The sequence below is a fragment of the Streptomyces sp. SID8352 genome (assembly GCF_009862265.1).
In the GTDB taxonomy this organism is placed as follows: domain Bacteria; phylum Actinomycetota; class Actinomycetes; order Streptomycetales; family Streptomycetaceae; genus Streptomyces.
The window spans coordinates 70693-92937 of record NZ_WWGX01000043.1 but is presented as its reverse complement, the minus strand read 5'-3'; the positions used below and the strand labels follow the sequence as shown (position 1 = coordinate 92937).

Annotated in this window: 13 protein-coding genes and 2 pseudogenes; 8 read left to right on the top strand and 7 right to left on the bottom strand. The window is 76.3% G+C overall.

Annotated features, from left to right (window positions below; all coding sequences use genetic code 11):
- Positions 1 to 1263: 1263 nt before the first annotated feature.
- Positions 1264 to 2025, bottom strand: coding sequence for a GntR family transcriptional regulator (locus GTY84_RS14900; RefSeq protein WP_161226741.1), 762 nt, complete (start codon positions 2023 to 2025; stop codon positions 1264 to 1266).
- A 314-nt stretch (positions 2026 to 2339) separates the two neighbouring features.
- On the opposite strand from GTY84_RS14900, the gene GTY84_RS14895 reads away from it, so the two are divergent.
- The 5 genes and pseudogenes from GTY84_RS14895 to GTY84_RS14875 form a co-directional block, all read left to right on the top strand.
- Positions 2340 to 3230: an alpha/beta fold hydrolase gene (locus GTY84_RS14895; RefSeq protein WP_161226740.1), complete on the top strand. Its 891-nt coding sequence runs from the start codon at positions 2340 to 2342 to the stop codon at positions 3228 to 3230.
- 335 nt (positions 3231 to 3565) lie between these two features.
- Positions 3566 to 5056, top strand: coding sequence for a PLP-dependent aminotransferase family protein (locus GTY84_RS14890; protein WP_161226739.1), 1491 nt, complete (start codon positions 3566 to 3568; stop codon positions 5054 to 5056).
- Between the two features lie 450 nt (positions 5057 to 5506).
- A complete protein-coding gene (locus GTY84_RS14885; RefSeq protein WP_237532280.1) occupies positions 5507 to 6001 on the top strand; it encodes a MarR family transcriptional regulator in 495 nt (164 codons plus the stop codon).
- A gap of 93 nt (positions 6002 to 6094) precedes the next feature.
- A pseudogene (locus GTY84_RS14880) lies at positions 6095 to 7258 on the top strand (alkaline phosphatase D family protein); the annotation flags it as partial.
- A gap of 723 nt (positions 7259 to 7981) precedes the next feature.
- Positions 7982 to 9064 (top strand): annotated as a pseudogene (locus tag GTY84_RS14875) (GNAT family N-acetyltransferase); the annotation flags it as partial.
- 279 nt (positions 9065 to 9343) lie between these two features.
- Here GTY84_RS14875 and GTY84_RS14870 read toward each other — a convergent pair.
- Positions 9344 to 10624: a PLP-dependent transferase gene (locus tag GTY84_RS14870; RefSeq protein WP_161226737.1), complete on the bottom strand. Its 1281-nt coding sequence runs from the start codon at positions 10622 to 10624 to the stop codon at positions 9344 to 9346.
- A gap of 60 nt (positions 10625 to 10684) precedes the next feature.
- Here GTY84_RS14870 and GTY84_RS14865 point away from each other — a divergent pair, with 60 nt between their 5' ends.
- Both GTY84_RS14865 and GTY84_RS14860 read left to right on the top strand, forming a co-directional pair.
- A complete protein-coding gene (locus GTY84_RS14865) occupies positions 10685 to 11167 on the top strand; it encodes an Lrp/AsnC family transcriptional regulator (RefSeq protein ID WP_161226736.1) in 483 nt (160 codons plus the stop codon).
- Between the two features lie 100 nt (positions 11168 to 11267).
- On the top strand, positions 11268 to 12956 hold the full coding sequence (locus GTY84_RS14860; protein WP_161226735.1) for a DUF885 domain-containing protein: 1689 nt from the start codon (positions 11268 to 11270) through the stop codon (positions 12954 to 12956).
- A 216-nt stretch (positions 12957 to 13172) separates the two neighbouring features.
- On the opposite strand, the gene GTY84_RS14855 is transcribed toward GTY84_RS14860, so the two are convergent.
- The 4 genes from GTY84_RS14855 to GTY84_RS14840 form a co-directional block, all read right to left on the bottom strand.
- Positions 13173 to 16166, bottom strand: a complete 2994-nt coding sequence (locus GTY84_RS14855; protein WP_161226734.1) for an SMC family ATPase — start codon at positions 16164 to 16166, stop codon at positions 13173 to 13175.
- A complete protein-coding gene (locus tag GTY84_RS14850) occupies positions 16163 to 17326 on the bottom strand; it encodes an exonuclease SbcCD subunit D (RefSeq protein ID WP_161226733.1) in 1164 nt (387 codons plus the stop codon). The genes GTY84_RS14855 and GTY84_RS14850 overlap by 4 nt, the downstream gene beginning before the upstream one ends.
- A gap of 223 nt (positions 17327 to 17549) precedes the next feature.
- Positions 17550 to 18176: a YigZ family protein gene (locus tag GTY84_RS14845; RefSeq protein ID WP_161226732.1), complete on the bottom strand. Its 627-nt coding sequence runs from the start codon at positions 18174 to 18176 to the stop codon at positions 17550 to 17552.
- Positions 18177 to 18229: 53 nt separating this feature from the next.
- Positions 18230 to 18940 (bottom strand): hypothetical protein, encoded by a 711-nt coding sequence (locus tag GTY84_RS14840; protein WP_161226731.1) that lies wholly within the window; start codon positions 18938 to 18940, stop codon positions 18230 to 18232.
- Positions 18941 to 19059: 119 nt separating this feature from the next.
- Here GTY84_RS14840 and GTY84_RS14835 point away from each other — a divergent pair, with 119 nt between their 5' ends.
- Positions 19060 to 19470 carry a CoA-binding protein gene (locus tag GTY84_RS14835; RefSeq protein ID WP_161226730.1) on the top strand — a complete coding sequence of 137 codons (411 nt, stop codon included), beginning with the start codon at positions 19060 to 19062 and terminating at the stop codon, positions 19468 to 19470.
- 477 nt (positions 19471 to 19947) lie between these two features.
- On the opposite strand, the gene GTY84_RS14830 is transcribed toward GTY84_RS14835, so the two are convergent.
- Positions 19948 to 22239, bottom strand: coding sequence for a helix-turn-helix domain-containing protein (locus GTY84_RS14830; RefSeq protein WP_161226729.1), 2292 nt, complete (start codon positions 22237 to 22239; stop codon positions 19948 to 19950).
- Between the last annotated feature and the right edge of the window lie 6 nt (positions 22240 to 22245).

Here is a 22245-nt window from a genome sequence, read left to right as displayed (position 1 = left end):
GGCCCAGGCATCGCGAGTCCCGCTTCGGGGGGGTGACACAGGACCTCAGGCCCGGCATGGGTACTGGTAGGACCGTGCAGGGTATGGGTGGCAACTTGGCCATGGCACCACGCCGGGGCCGGTCACGGCCGCTCCACCGGCCCTCTCCCGGTCCCCGCCCACGCGGAGCCGAGCCGCACGGCCTGAGTGGCCTCCCTCCGGGAGCGGACGCTCGACTGGTTCCGGACCCGGCGCGCCTCGGCCCAGGAGCGAAGCAGGCCGGTGCGGGGGGTGGTGCGGAGCCGGTGCGGGGATGGTTGATGCGCCGGTTCGGTTCGGGAGCCGAGAGCGATCCCTGGCTCCACGGGGCGGCACCGGTCGAGACGCCGTCGGCGCGGAGGGAAGTACGCCACGGCACCCCTGCCGGGATGAGGCGGGACAGCGCACGGCGCGGCGGTGGTCACGGGCCGAACCGGGGTCTGTTCAGGAATCGCGCAGAAGGGCCACGGAGCCGCCGTGGAGCATCCCCGGCCCCCGAACACCAACGGTGCGGGCGGAACGGCTCAGGGGCCCCTGCCGGGCTCTGCGGGGGCCACCCAGGGGAAGCGCAGGGGAATCGCAGGGGCCGGAGCGAACGTCCGGCACCTCGCTGCTCTCACCCGCATTCTCGCCCGGCCGGAGCGGCCACCCGGGGAGGAGACCGGCGTAGGGCGCCCCGACAGGCATGTGTGGGCCACCGAGAGAAGACGGGGGCCCGGAGCTGACGGCAGCACGCGCCGTCGTCCCACTCGCCCAGTCGCCCGCCTACCCGCCTACCCAGGCTCCCCCGCCCCTTCCCGCACGGACGCGGCCGGTACGTACGGAGGGAGCCGCCGAGGCAGGACGGCACCGACCTGCGCCAAGGGACGACGGGCACGGCAGGGGGAACGCGCCGAGCGGTGGAGGAAGACGGAGCAGGTCCGGCAGCGGGCGAAACACGTGTGGGGCACCCGGCACATGCGTGCGGGGCACCCCTCGGAGGAGGGATGCCCCCGCACAAGGGCCGGGAGTACGCCAAGCCGGAGTACGAAATGACGTACGTGCCGGGGCCGGTCACCGGACCGGTCGGGCTCTTCCCCGGCCCCGGGGTTCCGGAGCCGGGAGCCGGGTGGGTCGAGGGAGCCGGAGGGCTGCCGGGCCGAGCGGTCCGCGCGAGCTCAGGACGCGTGGACGTGGGCCGTGGTGTTCTCCGGGCCGTGCGATTCCCCGAGGGGCCAATCCGGGCGGGTGTCGGTCCGCGCGAGCTCAGGACGCGCGGGCCTCCGGGCCGTGGTGGATCTCCAGGCCGCCCGACTCCCCGAAGGTCAGCCGGCAGGTGTCGGCACGGTAGGTGGCGACGGAGAGTGCGGCGGTGCGGCCGGCGGTCAGGTACCGGGTGGTGACCATGAGGACGGGCGCACCCGGCAGCCGGTCCAGGGCCTTCGCGTCATCGGCGCCGGCGGAGCCCAACTCGACCGCGTTCTCCTGGCGTTCCAGGGCCAGGCGGTGCAGTTCGCGCAGGACGGCCCGGGCGCGGACCGGTCCGGACGGCGCGTCGATGGCCGAGAGCTCGGGCACGGACGGCGACGGGATGTACAGCACCTCCACCGCGACGGGCTGGCCGTGCGAGACCCGGAAGCGGCGGACGGTGTGGACGAGCGCGCTCCCGTCGATGTCCAGCGCGGCGGCGACGTGGGCGGGCGGCACCGCGAGCTCGGAGTCCGCCGGTTCCCAGCCGTCACCGGGCATGCCCGGCCAGGCGTGCTGCTCGCTGCCGACCGCCACGCCCACGCGCGGCGGGGCGACGGTCGTGCCGACACCGCGGCGGCGCTGGAGCCTGCCCTCTAGTTCGAGCTGCTCCAGGGCCTGGCGGAGGGTGGCGCGAGCGACACCGTAGCGTGCGGCGAGGTCGCGTTCGTTGGGCAGGATCTCGCCCACCGAGAACTCCGACTCCAGTGCCTCTGTCAGCACGGTTCGCAGATGCCAGTACTTCGGCTCCGCGACCGCTTCCAACTGCGTGGTCCCCACCCTGTCCTCCGCAATCGCCCTGCTTCGGCGCCCATTTGGCGCCCTTCTTTATTAAAGGTTGTTGCACTTATCTGCGACGATAAAGCGCACCACACCCTTGGTCAAGACCAATCCTGGACCGGTTCGGCTCCATATCGGCGCCATGCGATGAAGCGTTCACGGGCTGTTCGCACGGGGCCGCCCGGGTGTCACCATCCCGAACGGGCCCCCGGAACCGGTGACGCGGGACATGAGGGCTACCGATCGGTAGCCCCTGCTGACACCCTGTTCCGCACAGCAGTCGTCAGCGTCAGCGCGTACCGGCAAGGAGCGCCATGCCCTATTCCACCACTGTTTCGTTCGTGGTTCCGACCCGACACGGCCCGCGCGACGTCGCACTGGCGTACACCCGCCGTGGCGCCGGTGAGCCGCTGCTCCTGCTGCACGGCATAGGCCACCACCGCCAGGCGTGGGACCCGGTGGCCGACATCCTCGCCACCGAGCGCGAAGTGATCGCGGTTGACCTGCCGGGATGCGGCGGGTCGCCCGCCCTGCCCCACGGGCTGCCGTACGACCTGCCGACGACGGTCGCGGTGCTCCGGGCGTTCTGCGAGGCGCTGGAACTGGACCGCCCGCATGTGGCCGGCAATTCACTGGGCGGGCTGCTGGCCCTGACACTCGGCCGGGACGGTGCCGCCCGGTCCGTCACGGCCCTGTCCCCGGGCGGATTCTGGACACCCGCCGAGTGGCGCTACGCAGCGGGCCTCCTGACCGGGATGCGGAGGATCGCCGAGCGGGTGCCCCTCCCCCTGGTCGAGAGGCTGTCCCGGACGGTGGCCGGGCGCGTGGTCCTCACCTCCACCGTCCACGCCCGGCCGGGCCGCCGTTCCGCCGACGCGGTGGTGGCGGACACGCTGGCGCTGGCCCACACCGAGGGGTTCTTCGAGACGCTGCGGGCGGGGCGGCACACACTGTTCACCGACGACGTGCGGGACGTTCCGGTCACGGTGGCGTGGGGCGCCCGGGACCGGGTGCTGCCGCCCCGACAGGGGGTGCGCGCCAAGCGGATCATGCCGCTCGCCCGGCTGGTGCGGCTGCCCGGCTGCGGCCATGTCCCGATGAGCGACGACCCGGCGCTGGTCTCCCGCGTCATCCTGGACGGCAGCCGGGCACAGGACGCCGGAGCCCCGGCGGACGGCGCGCTCCGTGCGGCCGGAGCCCCGTAGGGGCGACCGGGGAGAGAGCGTCGGGGTCTTGACCGCGGCGCGGGCCCGCGCGAGGGGACGGACGGGGATGTCCACGCGGTCCACGACGCGGCGCCCGCCCCGGAACCCGGCCCGGACCGGGGCCGCAGGACCCGCCGGACGGCGGCCCCGCCACCCCCGGCAGGCTTCCACCACCCGGCCGGAGGCCCGGCTCCGCTCCGGGTCTCTAGGGTGGGGCGGTGGAATCGTGCCGCTCCGAACTTCGGGGGACCTCGCGGATGATGCCGGACCCGGACGAGCCGCGCGCTCCCGAACAGCCTCCGGCACCTTCAGCACCCCCGGCGCCCCCGGCGCCGATGACGCGCCCGGCACCGACGGCTGCCGCGCCTCACCCCGGACCCGCGCCCGCCTGGGAACTGCTGCTGCCCGCCGCCTCCGCGCCCGCGCGCTCGCGGGGCCGCGCGCTCAGGGAGGCGCTGCGGGAGGCGGTGCGCGCGGGCCGGCTGGCGTCCGGCACCCGGCTGCCGTCCAGCCGGGATCTCGCCGCCGACCTGGGCGTCTCTCGCGGACTGGTGACGGAGGCGTACGAGCAGTTGACCGCCGAGGGGTATCTGCGCAGTGGGCGGGGTGCCGGTACGTGGGTGGGTGACGCGGTACGCGCCGCCGCACCGCCCCCGGTGCGTGACCTCGCCCCGCGCACCCCGGGCACCGCGGGCGACTTCGTGCCGGGGACCCCGGACCTGTCGCTGTTCCCCCGTTCGGCGTGGGTCGCGGCGCAGCGCGACGTGCTGGCGGAGCTGCCGCACGACGACCTCGGCTATCCCGACCCCCGGGGGCTGCCCCGGCTGCGCACGGCCCTGGCCGGGCTCCTCTCGCGGCGCCGGGGCGTGGTGGCGGATCCGGAGCGCGTCGTGGTGGTGTCCGGGGTGGCCCAGGCGTCGGCCCTGCTCGGCAGCGTGCTGTACGGGCGAGGCACGACCGTCGTCGGGGTGGAGGACCCCGGCAGCCCGCAGCACGTCTCGCTCTACGCGGCGGCGGGGGTGCGCGCCATGCCGCTGCCGCTGGACGCGGAGGGACTCGCCCTCGGCCCGCTGCTGGACTCGGGGGTACGGGCCGTGGTGACGACACCCGCCCACCAGTTTCCCACCGGCATCGCCTACTCCGCCCGGCGCCGGGCCCAACTCCTCGACTGGGCACGGTCGGTGGACGGCGTCGTGCTGGAGGACGACTACGACGGCGACTTCCGCTACGACCGTTCCCCGGTGGGCGCCCTCCAAGGGCTCGACCCGGAGCACGTCGCCTACACCGGTTCGGTCAGCAAGTCCCTGGCACCCGGCCTGCGTCTCGGCTGGCTGCTGGTGCCGGATTCGCTGGCGGAGGCCGTCGTGGAACGCAAGCGGACCATGGACCTCGGTCATCCCTCGCTGGACCAGGCGGTGTTCGCACGGTTCGTGGAACGCGGGGACTACGACCGGCAGTTGCGCCGCTGCAAGCGCGCCTACCGGGAGCGGCGCGACGCGCTCGCCGGGGCGCTGGAGGAGCACTTCCCCGGCACGGAGGTCTCCGGGATCGCCGCGGGGCTGCACGCCATCGCGACGTTTCCCGAGCGCTGGGGCCCCGAGGGGCGGTTCCTGACGCGGGCTGCCGCCGCCGGGATCGCGGTCCGCCCGCTGTCGTCGTACGCCCACCCGGACTCGGCCGGAGCGCGAGCCCCCGGCCGCTCCAACGACCCGGGCGGCTCCGACGGGCGGACGCGGCTGGTGCTGGGGTACGCGCACCGGTCCCCGGCACTCATCCGCTCGGGAGTACGGGAGATGGCGCGGGCCGTGCGCGACGGGGACGCCTGACGGAAGGCGCGGCCCGCCGGGGCCGACCGGACGCTCTCCCCCTCCCGGCCTCGCGCCGTCCGGCTCCGGCGACCCGGCTCCGCCCCCGCGCACGCGCCGGGCCGCCGCTGCCCGGCGCACCATCCGGGCCACGCCCCGTCACAACGATTCGCCCAACCCCCGGGGAGGCAGGCGGCAGGGCGGGACGGCACGCGCAAGCAAGCACACCCCCGACAGCCGCGCCCATGTGCACCGTTGCCCTCCGGGCCGGCTTCCTCTTGCCCCGACCGGGGAAGGCGTCGGCCACCCGAGGACGGGCTCCGCCCCCGGACACCATCCCCGAGTACATCTTCCCTCTTGACCCGGACCCAAGAGACTCGGTATTACTTCATTATGAAGCACGTAACTAATTCCGTTGAGCTCGTCCGTGACGCGGACGGACTGCTCCATGATTCCCAAGCCCGCGCATCGATGGCCGAGTTCACGGCAGGAGACGACACTCTCCGTCTGGAGGCGGCGGCCGCCGCGCGTGCCGCGCACCGGTCCGTCGAGCGGCTCCGCGCCCATGGCTCGGAAGGCCGGGGACTCAGCGCCGGAGCCGTCGACGTCCTGATCCGGCTGCGCGCTCTCGGGGCGGCCGGCGCGCGTCCCGGCGACCTCGCGCGCTCCGGTGGCATGACCGCCCGCAACGCCACCGGCCTGGTCGACACGCTCGAATGCCAGGGACTCGTACGGCGCGCCCCCGACCCCGAGGACCGCAGGTCCGTCGTCGCCCGCATCACCCCCGCCGGCCTGGCGTGGCTGAACGACTTCCGGACACCGACGCAGAAGGCGATGGCGGCGCTGTTCGACGGATTCACCGACACCGAACTCCACCAGCTCCGCCACCTCTGCCTGCGTCTCGTCCAGAACCAGCAGCGCATCACCACCCACCTCACCGCCGACGGAGAAACCACCCCCGCATGACGAGCGCCACGAGCACGACGCGCACCATCGTCGGCGCCCACCACCGGGCCCGGTTCCGCGGTGACGTTCCCGCCGCCGCTCGCGCCCTTGCCGCGGCGGCGCGACGGGGTGCTTTTCGTGTGGTCCGGCGATCCGGCCGGGCAGGGCCGGGGCATCAGCCCGGACCACGGCGGATACCGCATCTTCGCGTCGATGCACGCGCCGGACCCGGACTTCTTCCCGTTCAGCGGCGACACCGTGTACGCCGACGGCCCGTTCACGGCGACACAGGCGCTGCCCGGCGGCGGCGTCCGGCGGAACATCACCACCGAGGAGAAGTCCGAGGTCGCCGAGACCCCGGACGAGTACCGCGGCGCCTTCCGCCACAACCTGCTGGACACTCGTCTGAGGGCCTTCAACGCCCAGGTGCCGTCGATCGTCCAGTGGGACGACCACGAGATGCGGAACAACTGGTACCCGGGCCGGCGGATCGCCGACACGGACGACCGCTGCACGGTCAGGAGCGTGGATCTGCTGGGGTCCCGGGTCCGGCGGGCGTTCGGGGAGTACTTCCCGCTCCCGGGGCTCCGCTCCGGCGCGCGTCAGGGGCGGATGTACCGGGTGCTGCGCCGGGCGCCGTTGCCGGACGTCTTCGTCCTGGACATGTGCACCTACCGCAACGCCACCTCGCCGGGCGACCGGCGGACCGATCCGCAGGGCATCCTGGGACGCGAGCAACCGCAATGGCCGAAGGCCGGGTTGTCACGGTCGCGGGCCGTGTGGAAGGTGATCGCGGCGGATCTGCCGCTCGGCCCGGTGGTGCCCGACGCCGCAGAGGGCGGGGCGCACGTGGAGGCGGTCGCCCAGGGTGATCCGGGGGCGCCGCTGGGGCGGGAGCCGCAGATCGCGGAGTTGCTGCGGTTCATCGAGCGCCGGCGGATCACGGGCACGGTGTGGCTGACGACGGACGTGCACCACACCTCGGCGCAGCATTATCAGCCGTCTCGCGCGGCCTTCACCGACTTCGAGCCCTTCTTGGAGTTCGTCACCGGGCCGCTGAACGCGGGCGCGTTCCCGGCGAGCGCGCTGGACGGCACTTTCGGGCCGGAGCGGGTGTTCGTCAAGGCGCCCGCCGCGGCCGACGTCCCGCCCTCGGACGGCCACCAGTCCTCCGGCGAGGTACGGATCGGCGGTGAGAGCGGGGAGTTGGCGGTGCGGGCGCGCGAACAGGACGGCACCGTCCTGTTCACCCAGGTCCTGCGGCCGGGCCGGGTCGGTCCGGAGGACTCGCGTACGCTGGGGGAAGTGCCGCGCACCGGCGTCATCCTCCGGTGCGCGGTGGGTCGGCCGGTTTTTACCCATCGGTCACAGAGGCTTAGTGATCGCGCAACACGCCTCCCGCACAGTAGGTGCATGAGTCGAGACATGTCCGACGTGACGAACGCCGTGGCCCAGTTGTTCGAGCACGGCCCCGGGGTTCCCGCCATGCTCGCCGCCTCCGTGATCGCCCTGGCCGCCACGGCGGGTCTGCGCACACGGCGGACACGCCGCTCGGGCAACGCGCCCCCCGTGAGCGAGCCGGAACTCCGCCCACCGGCCGACGGCCGCCGGGGCGGACTGCCCGGGACGTCGGCGGGCGGCACCCGGGCGGCGCGCGGCGCGGAGGACGCCCCCGGAGCCGCCCGGAGGAGCGCACCCGGGACCCCCGGGGGCGGGCTTCCCCGCACGGCCCAGGGCGCCGCCCCGGAGTCGGCTCCCGCCCTGGTCACGGGCCAGGGCGGGAGCCGGGCCCCGGGCTCGGGCTCGGGTACGTCCGGGCTCCCCGCCCCGTCCGCCCGCACGTTCCCACCCGCTCCCTCCGTGACGCCCCCGCACGTACCCTCCCCCGCCCGCACCCCCGCGCCCCGAGCGGCGCACGCCCCGCGGGACGCCTCCGCCCCCGGCTTCCCGGTCCCGTACGAGGAGTTCACGCCCTCCGCGCCCGTACCGCCCGGTGACCGGGTGCTGTGGCGGGTGCGGACGACGGTCGAGGACGCCCCGGGGTCACTCGCCGCCCTGTGCGCGGTGCTGGCCGAACGGGAGGTCGACATCCTCGGCCTCCAGACGCACCCGCTGGCCGAGGGCACCGTCGACGAGTTCCTGCTCCGCGCGCCGGCCGCGCTCTCGGGCGCCGAGCTGACCACGGCGGTCGCGGCGGCGGGCGGCCAGGACACCTGGACGGAGCGGGCCGACACCCACGATCTGGTGGACGCCCCGACCCGGGTCCTGGGCCTTGCGGCGCGCACCGCGCTGGACGGCGCGGAACTTCCCGTCGCCCTCAGGCAGTTGCTCGGCCGCTGCACCGTCCGGTCGGAGCCCGGGGCCGAGACCGGGCAGGACGGCGGCATTCCGGAGGAGGGGACGTTGGAGGACACGCTGATGCGGTTGCGGACGCCCGGGGGCGGAGTGATAAGCGTCGAACGGCCCCGTCCCCCGTTCACGCCGACCGAGTTCGCGCGGGCGAGGGCACTGGTCGGGCTGGACGCCCGGCTCGGCCGGCGCGGTGGCCCCGGCCGGGAGGTGCCGCCGCCCGAGGACGGCGGCGTCACCGTCCGGCACGCCGACGGCCGCGATCTGCGGGCGGCCCGGGCGATGCACGAGCGGTGCTCGCCGGAGACGCTGCGCGGCCGCTACCACGGTCCGGCCGGGGACGCCGACCGGTACCTGGACCATCTGCTGGGCCCGCGCCACGGCCGCACCCTGGCCGCGCGGACCGCCTCCGGACGGATCGTCGCCCTCGGCCACCTGCTGTGGGACGGCGACGAGACGGAGATCGCCCTGCTCGTCGAGGACGACTGGCAGCGGCGGGGCGTCGGGGGCGAACTCCTGCGCCGACTGGTGGCGTTGGCCATCGAGTCGGGCTGCGGCGCGGTGTACGCGGTGACGCGGGCGACCAACACCGGCATGGTCGCGGCGATGCGCGGGCTGGGCCTCCCCCTGGACTACCAACTGGAGGAAGGAACCCTGGTGATCACCGCCCGTCTGGACGGTGTACCGGCGGTGAGGGCGGAGGAACGGGCCGACAGCGCCTGGACGCTGCCCTGACCGGCCCGCGGCGGCGCCGTACCGCCGGGGCCCCGGCCGCCGCCGCCCGGGCCGTCCGCCCACCGCACCCACGGCGCTCGGCGGTCCGTCCGCCGAGCCGCCCGCAAGCACCCCGCGCGGCGCCGGGCCCACCGGCCACCGGCCACCGGCCCCATGGTCCGCCTCACCACCGGCAGCCGGTGCCGTGGTCCCGCCCTCCACGCGGCGGGCGGGGGCGGAGGGCCCGTCGTCCCCGCCCGGGGGCCGTCCCCGCCCGGGGGCCGGTCCCACCCGCCGCCGTCAGCCCCTGCCGCCCCGGGCTCCGCTCGCCACCGCCCCGGGAGCCCCGGCACCGCGCCCGGCCTCCGCGCCGGACGTCGTCCCGGCCCCCGCCCCGGCACCGGGCCGCTCCCCCAGGGCACGGTCGAGGTCGGCCCACAGGTCGTCGACGTCCTCCAACCCCACCGACATCCGCAGCAGCCGGTCGCTCACCCCGGCCCCCCTGCGGTCGTCGGCGTCCACGATGCGGTGGCTGATGGACGCCGGGTGCTGGATGAGGGTGTCGACGCTGCCGAGGCTCACGGCCGGGGTGATCAGCCGGACCCCGGCGATGACCTCGTGCGGGTCCCCGCGCACCTCGAACGAGACCATGGCGCCGCCGACGCGCGGGTAGTGCACGCGGGTGACGCGCGGGTCGCCGGTGAGCCGCCGGACGAGTTCGGCGGCGTTGGCCGAGGCGGCCCGGACCCGTACCGGCAACGTGGACAGCCCGCGCAGCAGCAGGTATCCCGCCAGCGGGTGCAGGACGCCGCCGGTGGCGAAACGGACCAGCCGCAGCCGCCCGGCGAACTCCTCGTCGCAGGCCACGACCCCGGCGAGCACGTCGCCGTGGCCGCCCAGGTACTTGGTGGCGCTGTGCAGGACCAGCCGGGCGCCGTCCCCGGCGGGCCGCTGGAGGACGGGGGTGGCGAAGGTGTTGTCCACGAGCAGCGGCACCGAGCCGCAGGCATGGGCGACGGCCCGCAGATCCACCTCGGCCAGCGTGGGATTGGCCGGGGACTCGACGATCACCAGCCCGGTGTCCGGGCGCAGCGCCTCCGCGATGCCCGCCGGGTCCGTCCAGGTGACCTCGGAGCCGAGCAGCCCGGCGGTGAGCAGGTGGTCGCTGCACCCGTACAGCGGGCGCACGGCGACGACGTGCCGCAGCCCCATCGAGGCGCGTACCAGCAGGACGGCGCTGAGCGCGGCCATGCCGCTGGCGAAGGCGACCGACGCCTCGGTGCCCTCCAGCCGGGCGAGCGCGGTCTCGAAGCGGGCGACCGTGGGGTTGCCCAGGCGCCCGTAGACGGGCGGGCCGTCCGGGTCGGCGCCGGTTGCGGCGAAGGCGTCGACGCGGGCGGCCTCGCCACGGCTGTCGTGGGAGGGGTAGGTGGTGGACAGGTCGATGGGCGGGGCGTGCAGCCCCTGGCCGGCGAGGTCGTCGCGGCCGGCGTGCACCGCCTCGGTGGCCAGCGCCCTGCTTCCGGGAGCGGGGGCGCGTACGTCGGCGGATGGTGACGTGGGCATGCTCGCAGAGTCCATGGCCCGAAGGGTGAACAATGAACGGGTCTTCGAGCCTCTCTGCCGTGCTACGTTCGCCGGATGGGCGAATCCGTCGTACTGGACCCGGTGGACCTGCATCTGCTGCGGCTGCTGCAGAACGACGCCCGGACCACCTACCGGGATCTCGCCGCCCGGGTCGGGGTCGCCCCGTCGACCTGTCTGGACCGGGTGGCACGGCTGCGGCGGGCGGGGGTGATCCTCGGCCACCGGCTGGAGCTGGACCCGGCGAAGCTGGGGCGCGGGCTCCAGGCGCTGCTGTCGGTGCAGGTGCGTCCGCACCGGCGGGAGCTGGTCGGGCCGTTCGTGGACCGCGTCCGGGCGCTCCCCGAGTCCCGCACGGTCTTCCACCTCACCGGTCCGGACGACTACCTGGTCCATGTCGCGGTGGCGGACATGGCGGACCTCCAGCGGCTGGTGCTGGACGAGTTCACCTCCCGGCGGGAGGTGGCGCGGGTCGAGACGCGGCTGATCTTCCAGCAGTGGGAGTGCGGCCCGCTGCTGCCGCCCGGGGCCGCCTCCTGAGTCCGGGGCGGCCACGCCCGTAGCGAAATCCGGCCGCCCCCGCCCCGGCGCGGGGGATTGCGGGCTGACGCGGCACCGGTATCCGTACGAGGATGTTCGCATGTCAGAGACCAAGACCCCGCTGCCCCGCGAGGTCGCCGACGCCTATGTCGACGAACTCATCGCCCTCGACCCGGTCACCGGTACGTACCTCGGTGTGGCCGAGAGTTCCGGCCGTCTGCCCGACCTCTCCCCCGCCGGTCAGGAGGCCGTCGCCCGGCTCGCCCGGGACACGCTGGCCCGGCTCGCCGAGGCGGAGCGGCGTCCCGGCGGCGACAGCGACGTGGAGCGCCGCTGCGCCCGGCTGCTGCGGGAGCGGCTGACCGCCGAGATCGCGGTCCACGAGGCGGGCGAGGGGCTGCGCTCGGTCGGCAACATGGGCACCGCCGCGCACTACGTCCGTGAGGTGTTCACGGTGACACCGGCCGGGACCGACGAGGACTGGTCCCGGATCGCGGAGCGCCTGCGGGGCGTGCCGGCGGCGCTGGCGGGCTACCGCGAGTCGCTGGCGCTGGGCCTGGAGCGCGGCCTGCACGCGGGCCCGCGTCCGACCGCGACCTTCGTCGAGCAGCTCGACGAGTGGGCCGACACGGGCGGGGGCCGGAGCTGGTTCGAGGACTTCGCGGCCGACGGCCCCGAGGCGCTGCGCGCGGAGCTGGACGGGGCGGCGCGGGGCGCCGGCGCCGCCGTGGCCGAGCTGCGGGACTGGATGCGGGACGTGTACGCGCCCGCCGTCCGGGACGCCCCCGACACGGTGGGCCGCGAGCGGTACGCCCGCTGGTCGCGCTACTACAACGGCACCGACCTGGACCTGGACGAGGCGTACGCGTACGGCTGGGCCGAGTACCACCGCCTGCTGGGCGAGATGCGGCAGGAGGCGGAGAAGATCCTGCCCGGTGCCGAGACCCCGTGGGTGGCGCTGGCGCACCTGGACGAGCACGGCCGGCACATCGAGGGCGTCGAGGAGGTCCGCGAGTGGCTGCAGGGCCTCATGGACCAGGCCATCGAGGCGCTGGACGGCACCCACTTCGAGCTGGCGGAGCGGGTGCGCCGGGTGGAGTCGCGCATCGCCCCGCCCGGGGGCGCCGCCGCGCCCTACTACACGGCGCCGTCGGAGGACTTCTCCCGTCCGGGCCGCACCTGGCTGCCGACGATGGGCCAGACCCGCTTCCCGGTCTACGACCTGGTTTCCACCTGGTACCACGAGGGCGTGCCGGGCCATCACCTCCAGCTCGCGCAGTGGGCGCACGTGGCCGAGGACCTCTCGCGCTACCAGGCGTCGGTCGGCATGGTCAGTGCCAACGCGGAGGGCTGGGCGCTCTACGCGGAGCGGCTGATGGACGAGCTGGGTTTCCTGACCGACGCGGAGCAGCGGCTCGGCTACCTGGACGCGCAGATGATGCGGGCGGCCCGGGTCATCGTGGACATCGGCATGCACGTGGGGCTGGAGATCCCGGCGGACTCGCCGTTCCACCCGGGCGAGCGCTGGACGCCGGAGCTGGCGCAGGAGTTCTTCGGCGCGCACAGCAGCCGTCCGGCGGACTTCGTGGAGAGCGAGATGACCCGGTACCTGACCATCCCGGGCCAGGCGATCGGCTACAAGCTGGGCGAGCGGGCGTGGCTGCTGGGCCGGGAGAAGGCCCGGGAGCGGCACGGGGACGCGTTCGACGCGAAGTCCTGGCACATGGCGGCGCTGTCGCTGGGGTCGCTGGGCCTGGACGACCTGGTGGACGAACTGGCCGGTCTCTGACCCGGCGTCCGCTCCCCGCCCCGGGTCGGTGCCGACGGACACCGACCCGGGCCCGGCGGTCGCGGCCCCCGCCCGACCCGGGCCCGGCGCCGCGGCTCCCGGCGCCGCGGCTCCCCACCGGGGGCCCGTCCGCCGCACGACGGGCACGCCTCGACGACGGCACGCCGCACGGGGGGGCGTCGGGGGCCGGGCCGCCGTGGGCCCGGTGGGTGCGGCTCAGCCGGTCCCGTGCAGGCGCAGCGTCGAACCCGACCGCCCCTTCACCACCTCCAGCCGGGCGTGCACCCGGCGCCGGAGATCGGCCACATGGCTGACGATGCCGACGCTCCGGTCCCGTTCGCGCAGGGAGTCGAGCACGTCGAGGACCTCGTCGAGAGTCTGGTCGTCGAGGCTGCCGAAGCCCTCGTCGATGAAGAGGGTGTCCAGCCGGACCCCGCCCGCCTCGTCGGTGACGACGTCGGCGAGGCCGAGGGCCAGGGCCAGGGAGGCGAAGAAGGTCTCGCCGCCGGACAGGGTCGCCGTGTCCCGCTCGCGCCCGGTCCAGGCGTCCACGACGTGCAGTCCGAGGCCGCTGCGCCCGCGTCCGCTGCGGTCGTCGGAGTGGACGAGGGTGTAGCGCCCGGCCGACATGCGCCGCAGCCGCGCGGTCGCGGCGGCGGCGACCTGCTCCAGCCGCGCGGCCAGGACGTAGGACTCCAGGCGCATCCGGCGGTCGTTGTCGGCCGAGGTGCCGGCCGCGAGGGCGGCGAGCCGGGCCGCCCGGTCGTACTCCTCGCGCAGCGGGGCGAGGAGCCGCGCGGCGGTCGCGGCCCGCTCCGACAGGGCACATAGCTCGGTGTGGGAGCGGACGACGGCGTCGTGGCCGGATGCGGCCTCGCGCAGCCGGCGGCCCGCGTCGGCCGCGGCCCGTTCGGCGGCGGCGGGGTCGGCCGGGGGGCGGAGCGCGGCGGCGGCGGTGGCCGGGTCGGTGCGGATCGCGCGGACGGCGGCCTCCTCGGTCCGCATGGCGTCCAGGCGGTGCTGGGTCTCGCGGTGGGCGGCGTCGTCCAGCAGGGCCCCGGCGGCCTCCTCCGGGGTGGTGAACCCGGCCCGGTAGGCGGCGTGCGCGAGGCGGGCGTCGGCGTCCTTGAGGCGTGCGGCGGCGTCGGCGGCGGAGCGGACCGCGTCGGCCGCGCCGGTGAGCAGGGCGGCGCGCCGCTCCAGGCTCGCGGCGCGCGCGGCGACGCTGTCGGCGGTGCCCCGGGCCTCGGCCAACTCGCTTTCCAGGGCGTCCTGTTCGCGGTCGATCCGGTCGCGGGTGCCGATCCGGGTGGCGGTACGGACGGCGGCCGACTGGCGTGCCCCGGTCCGCCGTTCCCGCTCCGCCTCGGCCCGGGCCAGCGCCTCCTGGGCGGGACGCAGTCCGGATGCCTCGGCGCGGGCCCTCGCGTGGGCCCGCTCCAGTGCGTCCGCCTCTTCGGCCAGGTGGGCGGCGGAGGCGTCGCCGGCCTCGGCGGTGGCGGCGGCGAGGGCCTCACGGAGGGTGCCGCGGTGCCGTTCGGCCTCGTCGCGGAGGCGCTCGGCGGCCTGGTGGGCGGCGAGGGCGGCCTCCTCGGCCTCCCGGCCGACGTGTCCGGTGTCCCTGCGGGCGGGGGCGGGGTGTTCGGTCGCCCCGCAGACCGCGCAGGGGGCGCCGTCGGCGAGTTGGGCGGCGAGTTCGGCGGCTGCGCCGCGCAGCCGCCGCTCCTTGAGGTCGAGCCAGTGCTCGCGGGCGCGGGTGGCGTCCTCGGCCAGGCCGAGGGCCCGGACGCGGGCCTCGTCGGCCCCGGCGGTGAGCCGGTCGCGCTCCCGGGCGGCCGTCAGCTGCCGCCTCGCGGGCTCCCGCTGGGCGTCGAGCCGTTCGGCGCGGGTGACCGCCTCCTGGGCGGCGTCGACACGGGCGCGCAGCGCGGCGCGGGTCTCCTCCCAGTCGGCCAGCCAGGCGTCCGCCTCGTCCAGGGCCTCCTCGTCGGCACGCTCCTGGCGGTCCAGTTCCGCGCGTTCCGCGGCCAGTTCGGTGAGACGGGCCTCGGCACGACGGGCGGACTCCAGGCCGCCGAGTTCCTCGGCGGTCCGGCGGGCGGCGGCGGCCAGCCCGTCGGCCCCGGCGTCCGCGAGGTCGGCGGGGAGCGGTGCGCGGGCGGCGGTCTCGGCGGCGGCGGCCCGCCGGTGCTCCTCCTCGGCGCGGGTCCTGAGGTCGAGCGCGGGGGCCACCTCCCGGGCCTTTCGGCCCCGCTCCAGGCGCCGTTGGTCGGCCTCGTACTCCCCGGCCCGTTCGGCGAGCCGCGCCGCGCGCTCCTCGGCCTCGGCGAACCTCCTTTGCAGCCGGTCGAGTTCGCGGGCGGCCGTCGCCTCCCGGTCGGCGTCGGCCGCGTCGGTCTCGGCGGCCGTGAGCCGGCACCGCGCGAGGGTGACCCGTTCGGCGACGGTGGTGCGGGCGACGGCGGCCGCGGCGAGCACCGCCTCGGCCAGTCCGGGCTCCCCGGCGGCCAGTTCGGGGAGTTCCATGGCCCCGTCGGCGGCCTGCTGCATGCGGTGGGCGTCGGCCAGGAGTCCGGCGTCGCCCTCGCGGATCCTGGCCTCACCGGCCCGGCGGCGCTCGGCGAGCCGCTTCTCCACCTCGGCGAAGCGGCGGGTGTCGAAGAGCCTGCCGAGCAGCTTGCCGCGGGCCTCGGCGTCGGCGCGCAGGAACCGGGCGAAGTCGCCCTGGGGCAGCAGGACGACCTGGCAGAACTGCTCCCGGCTCATGCCGAGGAGTTGGGTGATCTCCTCCCCGATCTCCTGGTGGGAGCGGCTGAGGGCGCGCCAGGTACCGGCGGTCGCGTCGTACTCGCGCAGCAGGCTCTGGGCCTTGTCGACCGTGGTGCCCGCGCCGCGCTTCTTGGGGCGCTCCCAGGGCGGCTGCCGGGTGATCTCCAGGCGTCGCCCGGCGACGGTGAGGTCGAGGCGGACCTCGGTGCGGCTGCCGGGGGCGGCGTGGTCGCTGCGCAGGGTCATGCCCTGGCCGTTCTGGCGGGCGCCGGGCACCGCCCCGTAGAGCGCGTAGCAGACGGCGTCCAGGACGGAGGTCTTGCCGGCGCCGGTGGGGCCGTGCAGCAGGAACAACCCGGCCGAGGACAGGGCGCCGAAGTCGACGCTCTGCGTGGCGCCGAAGGGCCCGAAGGCGGTGAGGTCCAGTCGGTGCAGTCTCACCCGGTCGTCTCCTTCAGGGTCTCGTCGGCGCGTACGGCGTCGAACGCGTCGCGCAGCACGGCGCGTTCGAGGTCGTCGGGTCCGGTGCCGCGGACGTGCGCCACGAAGTCCTCCGCGATCTGCTGGTCGTCACGGTCCGCGAGACGCCGGGCGTAGCTGACGGCCGGGTCGTCAAAGGCGCGTTCGGGGTCGAAGACGAGGGCGAGGGTGTGGGGGAAGCGGGTGGTGAGGCGGGCCATGGGTTCGGCGGGGCGCACCGGGTCGGTGAGGGTGGCCTCGACCCAGTCCGGCCGGTGCCGCTCCAGGGCGGGGTCGGTGAGCAGGGACTCCAGGGTGCCGCGCAGCCGGGCCAGCCTCCGGGGGACGGGGCAGTCGACGCGGTCGGCGGTGACGGAGCCGTCGGCGCCGAGGTCCACGATCCACACGCTCTTGCGCTGCCGGTGCTCGGAGAAGGAGTAGGCCAGCGGGGAGCCGGAGTAGCGGACGCGGTCGGTGACGCTCTGGGAGCCGTGCAGATGGCCGAGGGCGGCGTAGTCGACGCCGTCGAAGACGGAGGCGGGCACGGAGGCGACGCCTCCTGCGGTGATGTCCCGTTCGCTGTCGCTGGTCTCTCCGCCGGTGACGAAGGCGTGGGCGAGGACGACGGAGCGGGTGCCGGGCGCCCGGGTGGCGAGGTCTGCGCGGACCCGGTCCATGGCGGCCCGGAGCACCGCCTCGTGCCCCGCCCGTTCGACGCCGAACTCGTCCTTCACCAGGGCTGGTTCGAGGTAGGGCAGCCCGTAGAGGGCGACGTCGCCGTGGGGGTCGCGCAGCACGACGGGGGTGCCGCAGCCGGCCGGGTCTGTGCGCAGGTGGATGCCGGCCCGGTCGATGAGCCCGGCGCCGACGCCGAGGCGGCGGGCGGAGTCGTGGTTGCCGGAGATCAGCACCGTGGGCACCCCGAGCGCGGCCAGCCGGTGCAGGGCGTCGTCGAACAGCTCGACGGCGGCGAGCGGCGGCACCGCGCGGTCGTACACGTCGCCGGAGACGACGACGGCGTCCACCTCGCGCTCGCGCGCGGTGGCGATCAGATGGCCGATGAATCCGGCCTGGGCTTCGAGCATGTTCACCCTGTGGAACGACCGGCCCAGATGCCAGTCGGACGTGTGCAGCAGTCTCACCGGTACGCTCCGCCCCGCATGTCCGCCCCCACCGCTCCCGGCCGCCGTCGGCCGCGTCCGTCCGCCGGACCGGCTGGGAGCCGGCCCCCGACCACGCTAGTGCCTCCGCGGCCCTCTCCCCGCACACACGGGGACTTTGCCCGAATCCGTCCCGTTTCGGGGTTTCCCTCGGGCCGACCGGCACCTTCCGGGCGGGAGGCGGGCCGCGCGGGGACGGCGGGTCTCATGCGTCGCCGTACGCCTCGCCGCCCGGTTCGAACGTGGCGGTGCCCGCCGTGGCGTCCGCCAGCCAGCCGCGGAAGGCGTCCACGTCGGCGTCGGGCAGCCCGATCTCCAGGGTGACGTCCTCGGCGTAGCGGACGTTGCGCACGGTGCGTCCGGTGGCGCGCAGGTCGTTCTGGAGCTTCCCGGCCCGCTGGTGGTCGACGGTCACCGTGGCCAGGCGGAACCGGCGGCGGGTGAGGGTGCCCAGATCGTCCAGGGCCTCCCCGACGGCGCCGCCGTAGGCGCGGATCAGACCGCCCGCGCCGAGCTTGACGCCCCCGTAGTAGCGGGTGACGACGGCGACGACGTACCGCATGTCGCGGCGCAGCAGCATCTGGAGCATGGGGACGCCCGCGGTGCCGCCGGGCTCTCCGTCGTCGCTGGCCCTCTGCACGGAGGCGTCGGCGCCGATGACGTAGGCCCAGCAATTGTGGGTGGCGGCGGCGTGCTCCCTGCGCACCCCCGCGATGAACGCCTGGGCCTCCTCCTCGGTGGCCGCGGGGGCGAGGGCGCAGAGGAAGCGCGAGCGGTTGATCTCGGTCTCGTGCACGCCCGCGCGGGCGACCGTCCGGTACTCGTCCTGCATCCGCCCAGCCTATGCGTCCGCCGCCGGGCCCCCCACGGCGCGGTCGGGCGGGGTCACGGCGGGGTGCCGACGGCGGCGGTCAGCCCGAGGCCGAGGAAGCGGTCGGCGTGGGCGTGGATCTCGAAACGGGCGCCCTCCGGGAGGCCGGGGTCGGCGGCGGTCTCGGTCAGGACGGCGAGGACGCCGGGGGCGTCCAGGTCGTCGTTCCAGGCGGCGCGGAGCCGCTCGCGCACGGTGTCCGGAACGGGGCGCGAGGGGTGGCGGGCCCAGTCGGCGACGGCCCGGCGCCGGTCCAGCAGCGCGCCGCGGGCCGTGTCGAGTGCGTCCGCGCCGAGCTCCAGGGGCGTGTGGTGGTGGCGTCGGAGCAGGGCCGCCCGCAGGGCGTCCGGATCGGCGGCGGCCGACGGGTCCGGGTCGGCCGCCCGGACGGGGGCGACCGCGACGACGGGGCCGTCCGGGGGCGCGGCTCCCTCCGCCGCGACATGGAGCGTGCGGGTCCCGTCGGGGGCGCCGTCCGCGCCGTCCTCGAAGGGCCGGACGCCCAGCCGGGTCGCGTCCGGGCGGGGCCGCGCGCCGGGCGGGAGCACCGCCCACACGGGGGTGCCGCCCAGTTCCAGGGCACGGACCAGGAGGTCCGCCACGAGCAGCACCCGCAGGCCGGTGGGATCGCCGTCCGGCACGTGGGCCATGACGCGGGTCGGGGCACGGCGGGCGGGGGCGGCGGGAACCGGCTCCCCGCTCCGGGCGTCGATGATGCGCAGCACGTGCCGAGCGTAGGCGCCCCGGGGGCACGGCGCGCGGGAATCCCCGCACCGTGCCGTCGGTTGTCCGGGGTGGGGACGGGACGAACCGGTGCCGTCCGCGACATACGAGGAGGCCGCACGTGTACGGCGATGAGGCGACCGTCCGCAGGATTCTGACCGGGCTGGGCGACACCTGGGCCGTCGTCGGCCTGTCGTCCAACCGGCAGCGCGCGGCGTACGGCGTCGCGGAGGTGCTCCAGCGCTTCGGCAAGCGGGTCGTGCCCGTGCATCCCAAGGCGGAGACGGTGCACGGCGAGCGGGGGTACGCCTCGCTGGCGGAGATCCCGTTCGACGTCGACGTGGTGGACGTGTTCGTCAACAGCGAGCAGGCCGGCGCGGTGGCCGACGGGGCGGTGGCCAAGGGCGCCCGCGCGGTCTGGTTCCAGCTCGGGGTGGTCGACGGGGCCGCCTACGACCGGACCCGCGCGGCCGGGCTGGAGATGGTCATGGACCGCTGCCCCGCCATCGAGATCCCCCGCCTGGACGGGTGACCCCGGGGAGTCCCCTGGCCCGGGGACGGGCGTCCGCGGACGGTGTTCAGGGGTGGGCAGGCGCGGGCGGACGGGCGGCTCGCGGGACCCGGTGGGCGAGGGGACCGGCGGCCGAAGCGGGCTGGTGACCGGGGGCCGTTCCGGTGACGGGGTACCGGCACGGCGGGCGGGACGGCCCGGCCGTCCGGTGTCCGTCGCCGCGGCGCGGCGCGGCGCGGCGCGGCGAGGACGGCCCGGACCGGGGCGACCGCCGGGCGTGCGCACCACCATCGGCCCGGTCCGGCTCGCGCTGAGCCCCCCCGGTCCGGCTCGCCCCGTGGGCCGTGCCGTGCCCTCGCCCGCCCCGGCACGGCACGGTCCGCGAGGGCCCGCGCTCCGGTCCCGCCCGGCACCGCGGAGGGCGACGGCCTCCGGGGCCGGCTCCGGAGCCGGCTCCGGGGCCCGGGGGCCGCCCGGCGGCGGGGAGGACGGCCCGGGTCAGGAACCGGACCTGATCGCCTCCATCAGCTCCAGTTCGGCCTCCGCCTGCCGGGGATGGCTCTGCTCGGCCAGCCCCCGGCGGGCCGCCTCCAGCATCGCGCGGGCCTCCGCCGAACGGCCCAGCCGCCGCAGGGTGATGGCGAGGTCGAGGCGGACCGGCTCGCTCCACGCGGCCATCCCGGCCGTCTCGAAGCCGACCAGGGCGCGGCGCAGCAGCGGCTCCGCCTCCGCCCAGCGCTCCAGCCCGCCGAGGTCGCGGGCGAGGTGGTGGAACGTGTTGTCCCGGTAGAGCGCCAGGAGTTCGGCGGACTGACCGGGGATCCCGACCCGGCACAGTGCCTCGCTGCGCCGGTGGAGGTCCAGCGCCTCCCCGGCCCGCCCCATGGACCGCAGATGCGCGCCCAGCGCGTTGAGCGTGGACAGCTCCGCCAGCCGGGCCTGCGGCGCGGGGTTCCGGCGGTGGCAGTCGGCGGACTCCTCCAGCCACGTCTCCGCCTCCTCGTGGCGCCCGAGCCGCTGCAGCGCGCCCGCCCCGTACCCGTGGGCCCAGCCTTCCTGGAGGAGGTCGCCCACCTCGCGCGCCACGGCCAGCGCCGCCCGGGCCGTGGCCAGCCCGGAGGCGGGGTCGCGGACGCACAGGTTGTATGCCCAGGCAAGGTAGTTGAGGTGGACGGCCTCGTCCCTCCTGCTGCCCAGCGCCCGGGCGGCGGCCACCGAGTCGAGGAACACCCGCGCCCACTGCTCCCACTCCTGGGCGCGGTCCGAGAACCAGTGCATGGCCTCCGCCGTGTCCAGGACCTCCCGGTGGTGCCCGTCGGCGAGCGCCCGGCCCAGGGCGTCGAGCCACTGCGCCCGCTCCTCCTCCAGCCAGCTTCGCGCCTCCTCGGTCCCGTGGGGCGCGGTGGCCCGGTCCGGGTCACCGGCCGGGGAGCGCTCGGGGTCGAAGTGGAGCGCCGCCGCGGTGGCGCGCGCCAGGGTCCAGAGGGCGGTGGTCTCCTGGGCCCGGGCGAGTCCGGCGGGGTCGTCCTCGGCCAACTGCTCGGCGGCGAACAGGCGGAGCAGGTCGTGGAAGCGGTAGCGCTCGGCGGCCGGGTCCGGTTGCAGCAGCCCCCGGTCGGCCAGTTCCTCCGCGCACCGCTCGGCCTCCCGCAGCGTCGTCCCCGCGAGCAGCGCGGCGGTCTGCGGGGAGAAGTCGGGACCGGCGGCCAGCGTGGCGCGCCGCAGCACCCGCCGCGCCAGGGGGTCCAGCAGCCCGTAGGAGAGGGCGAACGTCGCCCGCACCTGGAGGTCCCCGGCCCGCAGGGCGTCCAGCCGCCTTCCCTCATCGGCGAGTTGGGCCGCGAGCCGGGCGAGCCGCTCCTGCGGCCGGGCCGCCAGCCGCTGGGCGGCGATCCGCACCGCCAGCGGCAACTGCCCGCACAGATCGGCCAGATCACGCGCCGCCTGCGCCTCGGCCGCCACCCGCTCCGGACCGATGACCCGGCTGAACAGGGCGACGGACTCCTCTCGGCGCAGCACCCCGAGCGAGAAGCGGTGCGCGCCCTCCAGCCCGGTGAGGGCGTTGCGGCTGGTGACCAGGGTCAGCACCGGACCGGCGGCGGGCAGCAGCGGCCGGAGCTGGTCCTCGTCGGCGGCGTCGTCGAGGAGCAGCAGCATCCTCCGCTCCGCGGCCACGGTCCTGAACAGGTCCGCGCGGCCCTCGGTGTCCTGCGGCACGGTGTTCTCGGCGATCCCGCACGCCCGCAGGAGCACCAAGAGGACCTCGCGCGGGTCCGCCGGGGGCGTCCGCGTGCCGTGCAGGTCGACGGCGAGCTGTCCGTCGGGGTAGCGCTCTGCGAGGCCGTGGGCGGCCCGCACCGCGAAGGCCGTCTTGCCCAGCCCCGGCTGGCCGGTGACCAGGACCACCGGCGGGTCCCCGGTGCCGGGGTCGACGGCCAGCGCGCGCAGCCGGGCGAGATCCGCGTCGCGGGCGGTGAAGTCCCCCACGTCGCGCGGCAGTCGCAGCCCGGCGGGTGCCGCGGGGGTCGCCCTCGGGCGGGGCCGGCCCCCGGCGGCGGCGCGCTCCAGCGCCTCGGCCCCGGCCTCGCCGGGCGCGAGCGCCGCCACCAGCGCGGCCACCGTGCGGCGCTGCGGGCCCCGGGTCCGTCCGCGTTCCATGTCGGCGACCGCCCGCACGCTCAGTCCGGCCCGGTGGGCCAGTTCCTCCTGGCTGAGCCCGGCCCGCCCGCGCAGGCCGCGCAGCAGCGACGCGAACTCCCCGCGGGCGGAATCGGCGGTGCCGGTGCTCATCGTGCG